At 71.0% G+C, this 18,233-nt stretch carries 12 protein-coding genes; 7 read left to right on the forward strand and 5 right to left on the reverse strand.

The features are described from left to right. Positions 1-22 precede the first annotated feature (22 nt). Positions 23-1,162 (forward strand): acyl-CoA dehydrogenase family protein, encoded by a 1,140-nt coding sequence (locus ACFVJQ_RS01715; RefSeq protein WP_385780161.1) that lies wholly within the window; start codon positions 23-25, stop codon positions 1,160-1,162. Continuing rightward, on the forward strand, positions 1,162-2,127 hold the full coding sequence (locus ACFVJQ_RS01720) for an acyl-CoA dehydrogenase family protein (protein WP_385509310.1): 966 nt from the start codon (positions 1,162-1,164) through the stop codon (positions 2,125-2,127). The genes ACFVJQ_RS01715 and ACFVJQ_RS01720 overlap by 1 nt, the downstream gene beginning before the upstream one ends. Here the strand turns inward: ACFVJQ_RS01720 and ACFVJQ_RS01725 are convergent. Next, a complete protein-coding gene (locus ACFVJQ_RS01725) occupies positions 2,099-3,739 on the reverse strand; it encodes a cytochrome bc complex cytochrome b subunit (RefSeq protein WP_385509311.1) in 1,641 nt (546 codons plus the stop codon). The genes ACFVJQ_RS01720 and ACFVJQ_RS01725 overlap by 29 nt on opposite strands. 77 nt (positions 3,740-3,816) lie before the next feature. Continuing rightward, the gene (locus ACFVJQ_RS01730) at positions 3,817-4,539 is read right to left on the reverse strand and encodes a vWA domain-containing protein (protein WP_385780165.1); all 723 of its coding nucleotides are present in this window, start codon (positions 4,537-4,539) and stop codon (positions 3,817-3,819) included. A gap of 366 nt (positions 4,540-4,905) precedes the next feature. Here ACFVJQ_RS01730 and ACFVJQ_RS01735 point away from each other — a divergent pair, with 366 nt between their 5' ends. After that, positions 4,906-5,811, forward strand: coding sequence for a rhomboid family intramembrane serine protease (locus ACFVJQ_RS01735; protein WP_385780168.1), 906 nt, complete (start codon positions 4,906-4,908; stop codon positions 5,809-5,811). 114 nt (positions 5,812-5,925) lie between these two features. Here ACFVJQ_RS01735 and ACFVJQ_RS01740 read toward each other — a convergent pair whose 3' ends face one another. The 3 genes from ACFVJQ_RS01740 to ACFVJQ_RS01750 form a co-directional block, all read right to left on the reverse strand. Further along, complete coding sequence (locus tag ACFVJQ_RS01740) at positions 5,926-7,389, reverse strand: glutamate synthase subunit beta (RefSeq protein ID WP_385780171.1); 1,464 nt, start codon at positions 7,387-7,389, stop codon at positions 5,926-5,928. Continuing rightward, positions 7,382-11,977: a glutamate synthase large subunit gene (gene gltB / locus ACFVJQ_RS01745; protein WP_385509452.1), complete on the reverse strand. Its 4,596-nt coding sequence runs from the start codon at positions 11,975-11,977 to the stop codon at positions 7,382-7,384. Before gltB ends, ACFVJQ_RS01740 begins: the two co-directional genes overlap by 8 nt. A 406-nt stretch (positions 11,978-12,383) precedes the next feature. Beyond that, a complete protein-coding gene (locus tag ACFVJQ_RS01750; protein ID WP_385780173.1) occupies positions 12,384-13,115 on the reverse strand; it encodes a VIT1/CCC1 transporter family protein in 732 nt (243 codons plus the stop codon). Positions 13,116-13,345: 230 nt separating this feature from the next. Here ACFVJQ_RS01750 and ACFVJQ_RS01755 point away from each other — a divergent pair, with 230 nt between their 5' ends. Genes ACFVJQ_RS01755 through ACFVJQ_RS01770 form a run of 4 tightly spaced genes read left to right on the forward strand, consistent with a single transcriptional unit; the run spans position 13,346 to position 18,229 of the window. Continuing rightward, the gene (locus ACFVJQ_RS01755; protein ID WP_385780176.1) at positions 13,346-14,500 is read left to right on the forward strand and encodes an ADP-ribosylglycohydrolase family protein; all 1,155 of its coding nucleotides are present in this window, start codon (positions 13,346-13,348) and stop codon (positions 14,498-14,500) included. Continuing rightward, positions 14,497-15,612 (forward strand): ADP-ribosylglycohydrolase family protein, encoded by a 1,116-nt coding sequence (locus tag ACFVJQ_RS01760; RefSeq protein WP_385509317.1) that lies wholly within the window; start codon positions 14,497-14,499, stop codon positions 15,610-15,612. Before ACFVJQ_RS01755 ends, ACFVJQ_RS01760 begins: the two co-directional genes overlap by 4 nt. Before the next feature lie 8 nt (positions 15,613-15,620). Continuing rightward, entirely contained in the window at positions 15,621-16,805 is a 1,185-nt protein-coding gene (locus ACFVJQ_RS01765) for an ADP-ribosylglycohydrolase family protein (RefSeq protein WP_385509319.1), read from the forward strand. Further along, positions 16,793-18,229: an ADP-ribosylglycohydrolase family protein gene (locus ACFVJQ_RS01770; protein WP_385509320.1), complete on the forward strand. Its 1,437-nt coding sequence runs from the start codon at positions 16,793-16,795 to the stop codon at positions 18,227-18,229. The genes ACFVJQ_RS01765 and ACFVJQ_RS01770 overlap by 13 nt, the downstream gene beginning before the upstream one ends. The last annotated feature ends 4 nt before the right edge of the window (positions 18,230-18,233 follow it).

The raw sequence follows: 18,233 nt of genomic DNA on the forward strand, positions 1-18,233 counted from the left end.
TTAGGGAAGGGAGCGGGCACCCGTGGACCTGGACGAGTCAGCCGAGGAGCAGGCGTTCCGCGCACAGGCCCGGCAGTGGCTGCGGGCCCACGTGCCCGCCGAGCCACCGGCCTCACTGGAGACGGAGGAGGGCTTCGCCGAGCACCGGGCCTGGGAGGCACGGCTGTATGCGGACCGCTGGTCGGTGGTCTCCTGGCCGGAGGAGTACGGCGGCCGGGGCGTGGACCTCGTCAAGTGGCTGATCTTCGAGGAGGAGTACTACGCGGCGGGCGCTCCGGGCCGGGTCTCGCAGAACGGCATCGGTCTGCTGGCCCCCACCCTCTTCGACCACGGCAGCAGGGAGCAGCAGGCCCGGATCCTGCCGACGATGGCGAGCGGCGGGGTGATCTGGGCGCAGGCGTGGTCGGAGCCGGAGGCGGGCTCGGACCTGGCGTCCCTGACCTCCCGGGCCGTCCGCACCGACGGTGGCTGGCTGCTGTCGGGACAGAAGACCTGGTCCTCCCGTGCGGCCTTCGCCGACCGCGCCTTCGGCCTGTTCCGCAGCGAGCCGGGCACCCCGAAACCCCACCAGGGCCTGACGTACGTGATGTTCGACCTGCGCGCCCCCGGCGTCACGGTCCGTCCCATCGCCCGGCTGGACGGCAAGCCCGCCTTCGCCGAACTGTTCCTGGACGATGTCTTCGTCCCGGACGAGGACGTCATCGGCGAGCCCGGCCAGGGCTGGCGGATCGCGATGTCGACGGCCGCCAACGAGCGCGGCCTGACGCTGCGCTCCCCCGGCCGCTTCCTCGCCGCCGCCGGCCGGCTGCACGAGCTCTGGCAGGCACAGGGAAGTCCGGAATCCGCACGGCGGAGAGTGGCCGATGCCCTCATCGGCTCCCGCGCCTACCAGCTCTTCACCTACGCGGCCGCCGCCCGCTTCCTCGACGGCGAACCGCTCGGCGCTCAGTCCAGCCTGAACAAGGTCTTCTGGTCCGAGTACGACATCGCGCTGCACGAGACCGCCCTCGACGTCCTCGGGCCGGAGGGCGAGTGCGCGGACACGGAGTGGTCCGAGTCCTACGTCTTCTCCCTCGCCGGCCCCATCTACGCCGGCACGAACGAGATCCAGCGCGACCTCGTCGCCGAACACCTGCTGGGCCTGCCGAAGGGACGCCGCTGATGCGCTTCCTCCTCGACTCCGATCAGCGTGCCTTCGCCGCCTCCCTGGACGCGATGCTGAGGTCCGCCGAGACGCCTACCGTCATACGGGACTGGAGCCGCGGCGAGCACACGAGCGGCCGCAAGCTGTGGTCCCGTATCGCCGAGGCGGGGGTGTTCGCGCTGGCGGTACCCGAGGCTTACGACGGAGTGGGCCCGCGCCCCGTCGAAGTCGCCGTCGCTTTCGTGGAGTTGGGGCGGCATGCGGTGCCGGGGCCGTTGGCGGAGACGGTCGCGGCGGCCGTACTGCTCACCGAGCCGGACGCTCTCGCCGAGCGCTTCCTCCCCCGGCTGGCAGCAGGCGAGTCGATGGTGACGCTGGCACCCGAAGGGTCGTACGCCCTCGACGGCGACGCGGCGACCATCCATCTCTCCCTCGCACCCGACGGCCTGCGTCTCGCCCCCGGCCACGCGCCCGCGCGCCCCTCCCTCGACCCCGCCCGCCGCCTCACCCCCCTCCTGACCGGCGGTGAACTCCTCTCCCCCGCCCCGCCGGCCGACCGCGCCCTCACCTGGGCCTGGCTCGCCACCGCCGCCCAGGCCCTCGGTGTGGGGCTCGCGCTGCTGGACCGGACGGTCGCGTACGTCAGGCAGCGCACGCAGTTCGGGGTCCCCGTCGGTTCGTTCCAGGCGGTCAAGCACCGGCTGGCCGACGCGAAGATCGCCCTGGAGTTCGCGCGGCCGCTGGTCTTCGGCGCCGCGGTGACGATGAGCCCGGCCGACGTGGCCGCCGCGAAGACGGCGGCCTGCGAGGCGGCGTACACCACGGCCCGGACGGCCCTCCAGCTGCACGGCGCGATCGGCTACACCGCGGAGTACGACCTGTCCCTCTGGCTGACCAAGGCCCGCGCCCTGCGCACCGCGTGGGGAGGCCCCGACGAGTGCCGGACCGTCGTCCTCAATGCCCGTGCCCGCCCCCGCGGGTGATCTCCCGGTACTCCTCCCGGGTCGGCTTCGGTATGTGGCTGCCGGGCCCGAACATGACCCGGGCGAGCCGGGCCCGCACCCGCTGGGAGACCGTGACCGGACGGCGCACGCCGTTCGCGTCGACACGCGGTCCGATCTCGTACGGCGCCGGCTGCTCGTGCTGGGTGAGGGTGAACCGCTGGTCCTGGACGAGGGGTTCGTGGACCTCGATGTACTCGCCGTGCGGCAGCCGCTTGATGGTGCCGGTCTCCCGACCGTGCAGCACCTTCTCCCGGTCGCGGCGTTGCAGGCCCAGACAGATCCGCTTGGTGACGAAGAACGCCAGCACCGGCGCAACGAAGAACGCGATCCGCACGAACCAGGTGATGGCGTTGATCGACAGATGCAGATGCGTCGCGATGATGTCGTTGCCGCCGCCGATCAGGCACACCGCGTACAGCGTGAGCCAGGCGACGCCGAGCCCCGTGCGGACGGGGGCGTTGCGCGGCCGGTCCAGGATGTGGTGCTCGCGTTTGTCGCCGGTGATCCACGCCTCGATGAAGGGGTAGATCCCGATGGCGGCCAGGATCAGCGGGAACAGCGCGAACGGGATGAAGACGCCCAGCACCAGCGTGTGGCCGAAGGCGCTGATCTCCCATCCCGGCATCACCCGGATCAGGCCCTCGGAGAAGCCGAGATACCAGTCGGGCTGGGCGCCGGTGGTGACGAGGTCGGGACGGTAGGGGCCGAAGGCCCACACGGGGTTGATCTGCGCGAGGCCGCCCATGATCGTGAGCACGCCGAAGACCAGGAAGAAGAAGCCGCCCGCCTTGGCCATGTAGACCGGCATGAAGGGCATGCCGACGACGGACTTCTGGTCGCGGCCGGGGCCGGGGTACTGGGTGTGCTTGTGATAGAAGACCAGGATCAGATGGGCCACGACCAGGCCCAGCATGATCCCGGGCAGCAGCAGGATGTGGATCGGGTACAGCCGCGCGATGATGTCGTGCCCCGGGAACTCCCCGCCGAACAGGAAGAACGACAAATACGTGCCCACGATCGGGATCGACAGGATCGCGCCCTGGGCGAAGCGGATGCCGGTGCCGGACAGCAGGTCGTCGGGGAGCGAGTAGCCGGTGAGACCGGTGATGATGCCGAGCATCAGCAGCGTCCAGCCGAACACCCAGTTGATCTCGCGCGGTTTGCGGTAGGCGCCGGTGAAGAACACCCGCATCATGTGCACGAGCATGCCGGTGACGAAGACCAGCGCCGCCCAGTGGTGGATCTGCCGGATCAGCAGCCCGCCGCGCACATCGAAGCTGATGTCGAGGGTGGACTCGAACGCCTTGGTCATCACGACGCCGTTGAGCGGTGTGTAGGACCCTTCGTAGACCACCTCGGCGCTGCTCGGCTCGAAGAACAGCGTGAGGTAGACGCCGGTGAGGATCAGCACGAGGAAGCTGTAGAGACAAACCTCACCCAGCATGAACGACCAGTGGTCCGGAAACACCTTGCGCATATTGGCCTTGGCCAGCGCGTACAGGCCGAGCCGTCCGTCGGCCCAGTCGGCCACTCGCTCGCCGCGCGGGGCCGTGGCGGCCCGTGCGTTCCCCGTTCGTGCGCCCTCACCCATGAGCTGCGTCGCCTCCCCGTCGGATCAACCTCAGGGTGACACGGCGTCCCGTTCCAGCCAACAGTGCGGCAGGCGGCTCAGGTTCGTACGATCCCCTGTGCCCGCGCGGCCGCCAGCCACTGCGGGAAGTCGCCCACCAGTCGGTCGTACAGCTCGGCGTCGGACACCGCCCGCGGATCCGCACCGGCGTGGAAGAACCCCGCGTTGTCGACGACCCGCTTGTCCGGTACCGGCAGCTCGTCGAGCCTGCGCAGGAACTCGAACTGCCGGCTGTTCGGATCACCGAAGCCGATGAACTGCCAGAACAGCGGCAGCCGAGCCGCCTTGCACAGATAGCGCTCCGCGGCGAGCTTGTTGATCGGCCCGCCGTCGGTCTGGAAGACGACCAGGGCGGGATCCGTGGAGCCGCTGTCGAGATAGTGGTCGATGACGGCGTCCATCGCCAGGTGGTAGCTGGTCTTCCCCATGTGCCCGAGCCCGGCCACGATCCGCTCGATGCGCCCGCGATGGTCGGCGAGCGCGATGTCGGTCTCCGCGTCGACGTCCGTCGAGAAGAACACCACCGGCACCCGGCCGTCGTCGTCGAGGTGCGCGGACAGCCCGAGCACCCGGTCGGCCAGCGCCTGCACGCTGCCGTCCCTGTAGTACGGCTTCATCGAGCCGGAGTAGTCGACCACCAGGTAGACGGCGGCCCGCTGTCCGTCCAGCCCGTGCCTGGCGAGCGACACCCCGGCGCTCTTGTAGAGACTGACCAGTGCGGGTGCGGTTTCCTCGACCTTGCTGAGACTGATCGCCGCCATGCGGGCTCCCCCTTCGCCACCAGGACCGACGCCGAGGCTACGGCACCAGGGCCTGTCCGGCGGATCAGGTCGCAGGAAAGCGACGGTGACTGATCGGCGCTGGTGAGCGGGGTCTGGTGCGTCCAGCTGCAAGGCGGAGGAGGGAGTCGACGCGATGAGGGCCCCTCCCGCGCGAGCGAAGCCGAGCGTGGGGGAGTCGGCAAGTGACGACAACGCGGCAGACGGGCGTGCCAGACCCCGCGTCTGCGGCATGATCCGCCGGACAGGCCCTAGGCCCCACCTCTCCCCCTGTCCACAGGCGTTCGCTATTTTGATCGCCGCCGCCCCGCCGGCTCGCCGTCCGTTCACCCCCAAGAGGAGCCGGCTGTGGAACCCGAGTCCGCCGTCACCACCTGCTATCGCCATCCCAAGGTCGAGTGCCACGTCCGCTGCACCCGCTGCGACCGGTACATCTGCCCCGACTGCATGCGGGAGGCGGCCGTCGGCCACCACTGCCCGGAGTGTGTGAAGGAGGGCGCCCGCTCGGTGCGCCAGGCGCGGACCGCGTTCGGCGGCCGGATCACCGCGGTGCCCCTGGTGACGTACGCGCTGATCGCGCTCAACGTCCTCGCCTATGTCGGCGAGTTGGTGCGCCCGGAGATCGTGGACCGGTTCGGGATGCTGGGCGGCGGGCTCGTCGGACCGGACGGTGGCCACTATGTGTGGCAGGCGGTGTACCCGCCGGGCTTCGCTGCCGAGGGCCTCGTCGACGGGGAGTGGTGGCGCCTGCTGACCGGCGCGTTCCTGCATCTGCCGCCCACCGAGGGCACGTTCGGGATCCTGCACATCGTGATGAACATGGCGGCGCTGTGGAACCTCGGCCGCCTGGTCGAGTCCCAGCTCGGGCGGATCCGCTATGTCGCCCTCTACCTGCTGTCGGCGCTCGGCGGCTCGGTCCTCGTCCTGCTGCTCGCCCCCGAGGACCTCACCGTCGGCGCGTCCGGCGCGATCTTCGGTCTGGGCGCCGCGTACTACGTGATGTCCCGCCGCCTCGGCTACGACATGAACGCCGTCAACCGTTTCATGGCGGGCCTGCTGCTGTGGCTGCTGATCTCCGCGGCCTTCACCTCCTGGGAGGGGCACCTGGGCGGGCTGCTGGCGGGGGCGCTGGTGACGCTCGCCTATGCGTACGCGCCGCGGGAACGGCGTTCGCTGGTGCAGGCGGGGGCGTGTGTGGCGCTGCTGGTGCTGCTGGTGGTCCTGACGGTCGGGAAGGTCACCGCCCTGACGTGAGGAAAAGGCGACGGCGCCTGCCCAGTCGTCCGGTCGGGGACAAGAGGCAGGCGCCGTCTGTGTTCCGTACGCCTTTGTACGGGACGTCTTGTGAGGTGTCGTTCTCCGGAACCGTCAGACCATCAGCGCACGGTCCGTCGGACGGATCGGCGCCGGCAGGTCGCTGGCGCCGGTCAGGAAGCGGTCGACGCCGCGGGCGGCCGAGCGGCCCTCCGCGATCGCCCACACGATGAGCGACTGGCCGCGGCCGGCGTCACCGGCGACGAACACGCCCGGCACGTTCGTCTGGTAGTCGGCGTCGCGGGCGATGTTGCCGCGCTCGTCGAGCTCCAGGCCGAACTGGTCGACCAGTCCGTTCTCCCGGTCGGTGCCGGTGAAGCCCATGGCGAGGGTGACCAGCTGGGCGGGGATCTTGCGCTCCGTGCCCGGCTTCGGGGTCAGCTTGCCGTCGATGAACTCCACCTCGGTGAGGTGCAGCCACTGGACGTTGCCGTCCTCGTCGCCCTCGAAGTGGGTGGTGGAGACGGAGTAGACCCGCTCACCGCCCTCCTCGTGCGCCGAGGTGACCTTGTAGAGCATCGGGAAGGTCGGCCACGGCTGGGCGACCGGGTTCCGCTCCTCGTTCGGGCGCGGCATGATCTCCAGCTGCGTCACGGAGGCCGCGCCCTGACGGTGGGCGGTGCCCACGCAGTCGGCGCCCGTGTCGCCGCCGCCGATGACGACGACGTGCTTGCCCTCGGCCGAGATCGGCGGGGTGACGTAGTCGCCCTCCTGGACCTTGTTGGCCAGGGGCAGGTACTCCATCGCCTGGTAGATGCCCTTGAGCTCGCGGCCGGGGACCGGGAGGTCACGCGCCGTGGTGGCACCGGCGGCGATGACGACCGCGTCGTACCGCTTCCTCAGATCCGTGGCCTTCAGGTCGCGGCCGATCTCGATGCCGGTGCGGAAGCGGGTGCCCTCCGCGCGCATCTGCTCGATACGGCGGTTGATGTGCCGCTTCTCCATCTTGAACTCGGGGATGCCGTACCGGAGGAGGCCTCCGATGCGGTCCGCGCGCTCGTAGACGGCGACCGTGTGGCCGGCCCGGGTGAGCTGCTGGGCGGCGGCCAGGCCCGCCGGGCCCGAGCCGATGACCGCGACCGTCTTGCCGGAAAGGCGCTCGGGGATCTGCGGCGCGACGTCACCGGTCTCCCACGCCTTGTCGATGATCGAGACCTCGACGTTCTTGATGGTGACGGCCGGCTGGTTGATGCCGAGCACACACGCCGACTCGCAGGGAGCCGGGCACAGGCGGCCCGTGAACTCCGGGAAGTTGTTCGTGGCGTGCAGGCGCTCGGAGGCGGCCGCCCAGTCCTCGCGGTAGGCGTAGTCGTTCCACTCGGGGATCAGGTTCCCCAGCGGACAGCCGTTGTGGCAGAACGGGATGCCGCAGTCCATGCACCGGCTGGCCTGCTTGCTGATGATCGGCAGCAGCGAGCCGGGGACGTAGACCTCGTTCCAGTCCCTGACGCGCTCCTCGACGGGGCGGGACTTGGCGACCTCACGGCCGTGGTTCAGAAAGCCCTTCGGGTCAGCCATTGATCGCCGCCTCCATCATCTTCTCGGTGATCTCGGACTCGGAGAGACCGGCTCGCTCGGCGGCGTCCTTGGCGGCGAGCACTGCCTTGTACGTGCTGGGGATGATCTTGCTGAAGCGCTCCACGGACACGGACCACTCCGCGAGCAGCTTCTCGGCGACCGTGGAACCGGTCTCCTCCGCGTGCCGGCGCACCACGTCGTGCAGCCACTGCTTGTCGGTGTCGTCGAGCACCTCGACCGACTCCACGTTGCCGACGTTGACGTTGTCGCGGTCGAGGTCGATGACGTACGCGATACCGCCGGACATACCGGCCGCGAAGTTGCGGCCCGTCTCGCCGAGCACCACCGCGTGACCGCCGGTCATGTACTCGCAGCCGTGGTCGCCCACGCCCTCGGAGACGACCAGCGCGCCGGAGTTGCGGACGCAGAAGCGCTCGCCGACCTTGCCGCGCAGGAACATCTCGCCGCCGGTCGCGCCGTACGCGAGGGTGTTGCCCGCGATGACGCTGTACTCGGCGAGATGGTCGGCGCCCCGGTCCGGGCGGACGATGATCCGGCCGCCGGACAGGCCCTTGCCGACATAGTCGTTGGCGTCGCCCTCGAGGCGCAGCGTGACACCGCGCGGGACGAAGGCGCCGAACGACTGGCCCGCGGACCCGGTGAAGGTGATGTCGATGGTGTCGTCGGGCAGACCTGCGCCGCCGAACTTCTTCGTCACCTCGTGGCCGAGCATGGTGCCGACCGTGCGGTTGATGTTGCGGATGGCGACCTGGGCACGGACCGGCTGGGCGTCGTTCACCGAGTCCACGGCGAGCGCGTCGGCGGCGAGCTTGATCAGCTCGTTGTCGAGCGCCTTCTCCAGGCCGTGGTCCTGCTCGATCAGCTGGTGGCGCACCGCGCCCTCGGGCAGCTCCGGCACGTGGAACAGCGGAGCCAGGTCCAGGCCCTGCGCCTTCCAGTGGTCGACGGCCCGCGTGACGTCGAGGGCCTCGGCGTGGCCGACGGCTTCCTCGATGGAGCGGAAGCCCAGCTCGGCGAGGATCTCGCGGACCTCTTCGGCGATGTACTGGAAGAAGTTCACGACGTACTCGGCCTTGCCGGTGAACCGCTCGCGCAGGGTCGGGTTCTGGGTGGCGATGCCGACCGGGCAGGTGTCCAGGTGGCAGACGCGCATCATGACGCAGCCGGAGACGACGAGCGGCGCGGTCGCGAAACCGAACTCCTCGGCGCCGAGCAGCGCGGCGATGACGACGTCACGGCCGGTCTTCAGCTGGCCGTCGGTCTGCACGACGATCCGGTCGCGCAGGCCGTTGAGCAGCAGCGTCTGCTGGGTCTCGGCGAGGCCGAGCTCCCAGGGACCGCCCGCGTGCTTCAGCGACGTCAGCGGCGAGGCACCCGTACCACCGTCGTGACCGGAGATGAGCACCACGTCCGCGTGGGCCTTGGACACACCGGCGGCGACCGTGCCGACGCCGACCTCCGAGACCAGCTTCACATGAATCCGCGCCTGCGGGTTCGCGTTCTTCAGGTCGTGGATCAGCTGGGCCAGGTCCTCGATGGAGTAGATGTCGTGGTGCGGCGGCGGGGAGATGAGCCCCACGCCCGGCGTCGAGTGCCGGGTCTTCGCCACCCACGGGTACACCTTGTGGCCGGGCAGCTGGCCGCCCTCGCCGGGCTTGGCGCCTTGGGCCATCTTGATCTGGATGTCGTCGGAGTTGACCAGGTACTCGGAGGTCACACCGAACCGGCCCGACGCCACCTGCTTGATCGACGACCGGCGAGCGGGGTCGTAGAGACGCTCCGGGTCCTCGCCGCCCTCACCGGTGTTGGACTTGCCGCCCAGCTGGTTCATGGCGATGGCGAGGGTTTCGTGCGCCTCCTTGGAGATGGAGCCGTACGACATGGCGCCCGTCGAGAAGCGCTTGACGATCTCGGAGACCGGCTCGACCTCGTCGATGGAGATCGGCTGCCGGTCGGACTTGAAGCCGAACAGACCGCGCAGCGTCATCAGCCGCTCGGACTGCTCGTTCACGCGCTCCGTGTACTTCTTGAAGATGTCGTAGCGGCCCGTACGGGTCGAGTGCTGGAGGCGGAAGACCGTCTCCGGGTCGAACAGGTGCGGCTCGCCCTCGCGGCGCCACTGGTACTCGCCACCGATCTCCAGCGCGCGGTGCGCCGGGGCGATGCCGGAGGCGGGGTACGCCTTGGCGTGCCGGGCGGCGACCTCCTTGGCGATGACGTCGATGCCGACGCCGCCGATCTTGGTGGCGGTGCCGTTGAAGTACTTCTCCACGAAGGCCTCGTCGAGACCGACGGCCTCGAAGACCTGGGCGCCGCGGTAGGAGGCGACGGTGGAGATGCCCATCTTGGACATGACCTTCAGGACGCCCTTGCCGAGGGCGTAGATCAGGTTGCGGATGGCCTTCTCGGGGTCGACGCCGGGCAGGAAGGTGCCCGCGCGGACCAGGTCCTCCACGGACTCCATGGCCAGGTACGGGTTGACCGCGGCGGCGCCGTAGCCGATGAGCAGGGCGACGTGGTGGACCTCGCGGACGTCACCGGCCTCGACCAGCAGGCCCACCTGGGTGCGCTGCTTGGTGCGGATGAGGTGGTGGTGGACGGCCGCGGTGAGCAGCAGCGACGGGATCGGCGCGTGCTCGGCGTCCGAGTGCCGGTCGGAGAGGACGATCAGGCGGGCGCCGTTCTCTATCGCGGCGTCGGCCTCGGCGCAGATCTCCTCGATGCGCGCGGCGAGGGCGTCGCCGCCGCCGCTGACCCGGTAGAGGCCGGAGAGGGTCGCGGCCTTCATGCCGGGCATGTCGCCGTCGGCGTTGATGTGGATGAGCTTGGCCAGCTCGTCGTTGTCGATCACCGGGAAGGGCAGCACGACGCTACGACAGGAGGCGGCCGTCGGCTCCAGCAGGTTGCCCTGCGGGCCCAGCGACGAGCGCAGGGAGGTGACCAGCTCCTCGCGGATCGCGTCCAGCGGTGGGTTGGTGACCTGCGCGAACAGCTGGGTGAAGTAGTCGAAGAGCAGCCGCGGGCGGTCGGAGAGGGCCGCGATCGGCGAGTCCGTACCCATCGAACCGATCGGCTCCGCACCGGCCTTGGCCATCGGGGCGAGGATGACGCGCAGCTCCTCCTCGGTGTAGCCGAAGGTCTGCTGGCGGCGGGTGACCGAGGCGTGGGTGTGCACGATGTGCTCGCGCTCGGGCAGGTCGGAGAGCTCGATCTCGCCGGCCTCCAGCCACTCGGCGTACGGGTGCTCCGCCGCGAGCTGGGCCTTGATCTCGTCGTCCTCGATGATGCGGTGCTCGGCGGTGTCGACGAGGAACATGCGGCCCGGCTGCAGGCGGCCCTTGCGGACGACCTTGGCGGGGTCGATGTCGAGGACGCCGACCTCGGAGCCGAGGACGACGAGACCGTCGTCGGTGACCCAGTAGCGGCCCGGGCGCAGACCGTTGCGGTCGAGAACCGCGCCGACCTGGGTGCCGTCGGTGAAGGTGACACAGGCCGGGCCGTCCCAGGGCTCCATCATCGTGGAGTGGTACTCGTAGAAGGCGCGCCGGGCCGGGTCCATGGAGTCGTGGTTCTCCCACGCCTCCGGGATCATCATCAGCACCGAGTGCGGAAGCGAACGTCCGCCGAGGTGCAGCAGTTCGAGGACCTCGTCGAAGGACGCCGAGTCGGAGGCGTCGGGCGTGCAGATCGGGAAGACCCGCTCCAGCTTCTCCGGGGAGCCGAACAGCTCGGAGTACAGCTGGGACTCGCGGGCCCGCATCCAGTTGCGGTTGCCCTTGACGGTGTTGATCTCACCGTTGTGCGCGACGAAGCGGTACGGGTGGGCCAGCGGCCACGACGGGAACGTGTTCGTCGAGAACCGGGAGTGCACGAGCGCGATCGCGGAGGCGAACCGGCGGTCGGACAGGTCCGGGAAGAAGGGCTCCAGCTGGCCGGTGGTCAGCATGCCCTTGTAGACGATGGTCCGCGCGGACAGCGAGGGGAAGTAGACGCCGGCCTCGCGCTCGGCGCGCTTGCGCAGCACGAAGGCCTTGCGGTCGAGCGCGATGCCCTCCGAGACGCCGTCGCTGACGAAGATCTGCCGGAAGGCGGGCATCGTCGAACGGGCGGTGGCACCGAGCAGTTCGGGGGCGACGGGGACCTCGCGCCAGCCGAGGACGGTCAGGCCCTCTTCGGCGGCGATCGTCTCGATCTGTGAGACGGCGTCGTCGGTCCCGTCCTCCGGCAGGAAGGCGATGCCTACGGCGTAGGCGCCGGCCTCGGGCAGCTGGAATCCGGCCACCTCGCGGAGGAAGGCGTCGGGCACCTGGGCGAGGATGCCGGCGCCGTCTCCGGAATCCGGCTCGGAGCCGGTGGCCCCGCGGTGCTCGAGGTTGCGCAGAACCGTGAGCGCCTGCTCGACCAGCGCATGGCTCGCCTCGCCGGTGAGGGTGGCCACAAAGCCGACGCCACAGGCGTCATGCTCGTTGCGGGGGTCGTACATACCCTGCGCAGCAGGGCGAGCATCCATGAACGACCAGTTCTGGCCGTTCGTGGACTGCTGGGACGGCTGGCGCGGCGTACGCATCGGCTCTCCCGTCGTCGTCATGTGGCTTGAGGTCCTCCCAGGCCTTCGGCTCTGGGGGAAGGGGTGCCGAGGGACGACGCTGGCCCTCTGCGTGAGATCTCCGATGAGATCAAAATTTCGTGCAGGTTACATGATGGAGCGGTTCTCGGGAACCGGATACTCCGTTCCAACATGCGGACGCCGCGGGTGACGGCGGGGTACCGCGCACGGGCGGCGGAGGTATGGGGGCCGAAGCGGACAGATCGGTGTCCGACGACCCGAAAGATCAGGGAAGCAGCGTCGCCCCCCGAGGGTGCGCCGCAGGCCTCATTGCCCACAGCGCTTACGGCTCATGCCCCGCGGTTAAGCATTCGAAACCAGCGAGTAACGGGTACTTATGCGGCCCAACGCATAAGTCCGAGCCGCTTTATCCTACGGCCGTTCCGAACAAACTGCCCAGGGCGTACGTCACACCGGCCGCCGCGCCGCCCAGGGCGAGCTGCCTGAGTCCGCTGTACCACCAGGTCCGCGCGGTCACCTTGGCCACTACGGCACCGCACCCGAAGAGCCCGAGCAGCGCGAGCAGCACGGCGGGCCACAGCACGGTCGCTCCCAGCAGATACGGCAGTACGGGGAGCAGGGCGCCCAGCGCGAAGGAGCCGAAGCTCGACACGGCGGCGACCAGCGGCGACGGCAGGTCCCCGGGATCGATGCCGAGTTCCTCGCGGGCGTGGATCTCCAGCGCCTGCTCAGGATCCTTCGACAACTGCCGGGCGACCTCCCGGGCCAGCCCCGGCTGGACGCCTCTCGCCTCGTAGAGCGCCGCGAGCTCGGCCTCCTCGTCCTTCGGGTGCTTGCGCAGCTCGCGCCGCTCCACGTCCAGTTCGGCCTCGACGAGCTCGCGCTGCGAGGCGACGGAGGTGTACTCACCGGCGGCCATCGAGAAGGCGCCGGCAGCGAGGCCCGCGAGTCCGGTCAGGACGATGGTCTGCTGACTCACCGCGCCGCCCGCGACGCCGGTCATCAGGGCGAGGTTGGAGACCAGGCCGTCCATCGCGCCGAAGACGGCGGGGCGCAGCCAGCCGCCGTTCACGTCCCGGTGCGTGTGGTTGTCGCGGTGCGCCTCGTGCAGCGCCGCCTCGATCTCGATGATGGCCATACCAGTCCCCCTGAACGTCAGTTTGGACGAGTTCTACTTTTCGACAATGCCAAGACTACGTCGCGAATTTCCCGCCCGCCAGCAAGGAAAGGCTGGGCTAACCTGCGGTTTTACCGTTTCTTGCTCATCCGTTCGAAGTCCTGCTCAGATGTCGACCGGGTGACGCTGAGGCCCGTGAGGCTGCGCCGCACACCGCACCGGGGACAGATCCGCAAAGAGAGGAGGCCGCGATGGCATCGATCGCCTGCATTCCCTCGGTCCCGGCCCGCGAGGACACCGCCGGACTCCGCGACCGGGCCCGCGGCGCCCTGCTCGGCCTCGCCGTCGGCGACGCCCTCGGCGCACCCGCGGAGAACCTGAAGCCCTCCGAGATCCGCGCCCGCTGGGGCCGCATCACCGGTTACGTCGCCGACCAGCCGTCGGGCACGGACGACACGGAGTACGCGATCTTCTCCGGCCTGCTGCTCGCTCGGCACGGCTCCACCCTCACCCCCGCCCACGCCGAGGCGGCCTGGCACGCCTGGATCGCCGACCGCGCCGAGGGCCCCTTCCGCGGCGCCGGCTTCAGCGAGCGCGGCACGCTGGAGAACCTCCGCCGCGGCCTCGCCGCGCCCATCTCCGCCCAGCACCGGCACGCCTGGAGCGACGGCCTCGCCATGCGGGCGGCACCCTTCGGGGTGTTCGCCGCGGGCCGCCCCGCCGAGGCGGCCCGGCTGGTCGCGATCGACGGCTCGGTCAGCCATGACGGCGAGGGCATCTACGGCGGACAGGCGGTGGCGGCCGGGGTCGCGGCGGCGATGGCGGGCGCCCCGACGGTCGCCGTCGTGGCCGCGGCCCTGGCCGTCGTCCCGGACGACTCCTGGACGGCCCGCTCACTGCGCCGGGCCGTGGCCGTCGCCCACCGCGGCGAACGCGCGGTCCGCTCTGCCGTCGTGATCGGCGGCTACCCCTGGACCGACCTCGCGCCCGAGGCGGTCGCCCTGGCTTTCGGCGCGTACGCCGCGGCCGACGGCGACTTCAAGGGGGCCGTCCTCACCGCCGTCAACATGGGGCGCGACGCCGACACCACGGCCGCGGTCGCCGGCGCCCTGGCCGGTGCGACGCAGGGCGCCGGCGCCATCCCGGCCGAGTGGGCGGCGGCCATCGGCCCGGCCCGTGGCACCTGTCTGCCGTCGATGGCGGGCCACCACGTGCTGGACGTGGCGGATCTGCTGACGTCTCCAGAGGTGGACGTCGCAGGGAACGGGGACCCCGTACCGCACGGCGATCCCGCGGAAGACCCCGGTCTCGTACGGGACACCGCTCCCCTGCGCGCCGACGCCGCCCCGCCGCCCGATCCCGCCGCCTACGTCCTCGCCGCCGACGAGGACGAGGTGCGGCCATGAGCCGCCGGGTCGAGGGGATGCTGCTGGGCCTCGCCGCCGGTGACGCCGCCGGCTGGCCGGCCGCCCGGCACCGGGCCGCCCGGATGCCCGAGTGGACCCGGCGCCTCACCCGCGAGCTGGACACCTTCGCCGAGCACAACGCGACCACCACCCTCCCCGTCCCCATCGCCCTCAACCAGCCCCCGGAGCCCCTCCGCCTCGGCCCCTCCGACGACGCGGAGTGGGCGGTGTTCGCGGCGGAGGCGGTGCTGCGGGCCGGCGACGACAGCACGCTCGGCGATCTCAGCCGGGACCGCCGGATACGCGCCGCCATCGACCTGACCTGGAGCGCCGTCGCGAGCGAAGTGGCGGCGGCCGCCGAACGTGCCCCCGAGATCGAGTCCGCCGTACTGCCGCTGCGCGCCCGTATCTCCGTCCGGGCCGGCCTCGGCAACCTCGCCGCCGGCCTGCGCCCGCCCGCCACCGGCCACGACAACCCGCACTACTTCGACGACGCGGCCTGCGTCCGGGCCTGTGTCCTCGCCGTGGCCCACCCCGGCGACCCCATACTCGCCGCCTCCCTCGCCGAGTTCGACGCCCGCTACACCCAGGACGGCGACGGTGTGCACGGCGCCCGCGCGATGGCCGCCGCGGTGGCGCTCGCCCTGACCGGTGCGGACCCGGCCGCGTGCGTGAGCGCCGCGCTCGCCGAACTGCCCGAGGAGACGGAGATCGGCCGCAACACCCGCCACGCGCTGAAGCTGGCGGCGGACGCCGAGAGCGCCTTCGCCCTGGTCCCCCTCCTGGAACACCAGATCGTCGACCACGTCTACAGCTACGGCATCGCCGCCGCAGAGACGGTCCCGGTCGCCCTCGCCCTCGCCACCGCCTCCGCCGGCCGCATCCGGGATGCGGTGCCCGCGGCGGCCTGTCTGTCCCGGGTCGCGGACTCGGCCCCTGCCCTGGCGGGCGCCCTGACCGGCGCGCTGGGCGGCGGCGCGGCGATCCCGGCGTCCTGGCGCGACACCTGCCGCACCCTGCCCGGCTGTGTCCTGCCTCGCCTCACCGGCACCGACCTGGTGGAACTCGCCGAACTCCTGGAAGCCGCACAACCGACCCCGCCAGGAGGATGATTCGGGGCATGACGCCCAAAGGAGAAGAAAGCCGAGCGCACAGTCCGCACTCTCTCGACGACCGGATCGCCGGCGCCCTGGTCGGCGCGGCCGTCGGCGACGCCCTCGGCGGCCCCGTCGAGGGCTACTCCCCCGACCGGATCGTCGAACGCCACGGCGGCCGCGTCCACGGCATCGTCGGCCCCTGGAACGGCGCCGACTGGCGCACCGCCCGCCCCATCGCCCCGTACCACAAGGGCGACGGCCACGTCACCGACGACACCCTGCTGACGCACGCGCTGGTACGGGTCTACGCGCAGGTCCGCGACCACCTCGACGCCTACGCGATCGCCGACCACCTGGTCCCCGACCTGATGACGACCCCGCGCTGGATCCCGGAGCTGGAGACGGAGGCACTCCCCCTGCACCGGATCTTCCTGGCGGAGAAGTGGCTCGTGACGAGGCTCCACTACGGCCATGTGGACCCGCGAGAGGCAGGCGTCGGCAACATCGTCAACTGCGGTGCCGCGATGTACATGGCCCCGGTCGGCCTGGTCAACGCGGCCAACCCGGCGGGCGCCTACGCCGAGGCGCTCGACCTCGCCGGCGCCCACCAGTCGTCGTACGGCCGCGAGGCGGCGGGCGTCTTCGCGGCGGCGGTGGCCGCGGCGTGCACACCGGGGGCGACGCCGGACTCGGTGGTGACCACGTGCCTGGAGCTGGCGAAGGACGGCACACGGGCGGCGATCGAGCAGGTCTGCGAAGTGGCGTCCCACCACAGGGACTTCGAGTCGGCCCTGACACCGCTGCGCGACGCGGTGGCCCCGTACGACACCGTGGGCCCCGACTACCGCGCCCCGTCCCTGGGCGCCCGCCGCCCCTCCCGCCTCCACTCGATCGAGGAACTGCCCGTCGCCCTGGGCATGTTGGTCGTGTCGGGCGGCGACTACCGGCAGGCGGTCCTGGGTTCGGTGAACTACGGCCGCGACTGCGACTCGATCGCCACGATGGCCGGCGCGCTGGCCGGCGCCCTGGGCTCACCGGTACCGGAGGACTGGTCGAAGACGGTCGCCGAGGCCAGCCGCCTCGACCTCTGGGAACCCGCCCGCACTCTGGCCGAAGTCACCTGGGAGATCTTCAAACGGGACGTACGCCGGCGCCGTACCCACGAGCAGATGTTCACTGCGCTGGGAGGCACCGCATGCTCCGACTGACCTGGGTCCAACCGGAGGACCTGATCGGCCACGAGATCCGCCAGGCACACCAGGACGGCCGCGAACCGACAGCGATCGCAAAGCGCTGGGAGGCAGCGGGCGGCCCGAAGTCCCCCCACCGCGCAGGCGCCTCCCCCCAACCGGCATCACGCTACCTGCGCCAACTGGCAGAAGACCTCCTGGACGAACTGGCCGACCTCCCCAGCAGCTTGACAGAAACCGAACCAACGGACCTACCAAAGATCAAGGCCTTGTGCCAGAACTGGCCACCCGTCAGGCCGCGGGCAGTCGTGCCGCCTGGGGCGGCACGGGTGGGCGCGGGCGGCACCCCGCCAGCGCCGGGCAGCGCGACCCACCCGACCCCAGCCCCCACCCAGGCCAACCTGGAAGCCGCCTGGCTCGGCCGAGCCGCGGGCTGCCTCCTGGGCAAGCCGGTGGAAAAACTCCCCCTCACCGCCATCCGCCAACTGGCCCAGGCAACCGGCAACTGGCCCCTCACCACCTACTTCACCGCCCAGGGAGTCCCCTCCGACCTCCTGTCCACGCACCCCTGGAACCGCCGCTCGGCCCACACCTCCCTCGCCGAGAACATCGACGGCATGCCCGAGGACGACGACCTCAACTACCCCCTCCTCAATCTCCTCCTGCTCCAACGCCACGGCAGAACCTTCACCACCACCGACGTAGCAACCCTCTGGCTGGACGAACTCCCCGCCGGCCGCGCCTTCACCGCTGAACGCATCGCCTACCGCAACCTCCTCACCGGCATCGAACCCCCGCACACCGCCCGCCACCGCAACCCCTTCCGCGAATGGATCGGCGCCCTGATCCGCGCCGACATCCACGGCTGGACCAACCCCGGCGACCCGGCCGCCGCTGCCGAACAGGCCCACCGGGACGCCACCCTCACCCACACCGCCAACGGCGTCTACGCGGCGATGTTCACCGCCGCCACCATCGCCACCGCGGCCACCGGCACCACGGACATCCACACCAGCCTGCGCACCGGCCTCTCCGTCGTCCCCCCGCACTCCCGCCTGGCCGAGGCCGTCCACCACGCCATCCACCTGGCCGAATCCCACAAGGACTTCGACACGGTCGTGGACGAACTCCACGCCCGCCACGCCGCCCACCACTGGGTTCACGCCATCCCCAACACCGCCCTGATCGCCGCCGCCCTCACCCACGCGGACGGCGACTTCACGGGCTCCATCTGCCGTGCGGTGTCCGGTGGTTGGGACACCGACTCGAACGGCGCGACGGCCGGCAGCATCGCCGCCCTCCTCGCCGGCACCCCCACCGCTCTCCCCGACCGCTGGACCACCCCGCTGAAGAACCGCCTGTCCACCTCCGTCGGCGACTTCAACGGCACCGGCTTCGACACCCTGGCCCACCTGACCCACCTGGAGGCCCTCCGCCCATGACCCC

The sequence above is a fragment of the Streptomyces sp. NPDC127197 genome (assembly GCF_042672405.1).
GTDB classification, from domain to species: Bacteria; Actinomycetota; Actinomycetes; order Streptomycetales; family Streptomycetaceae; genus Streptomyces; species Streptomyces flavusporus.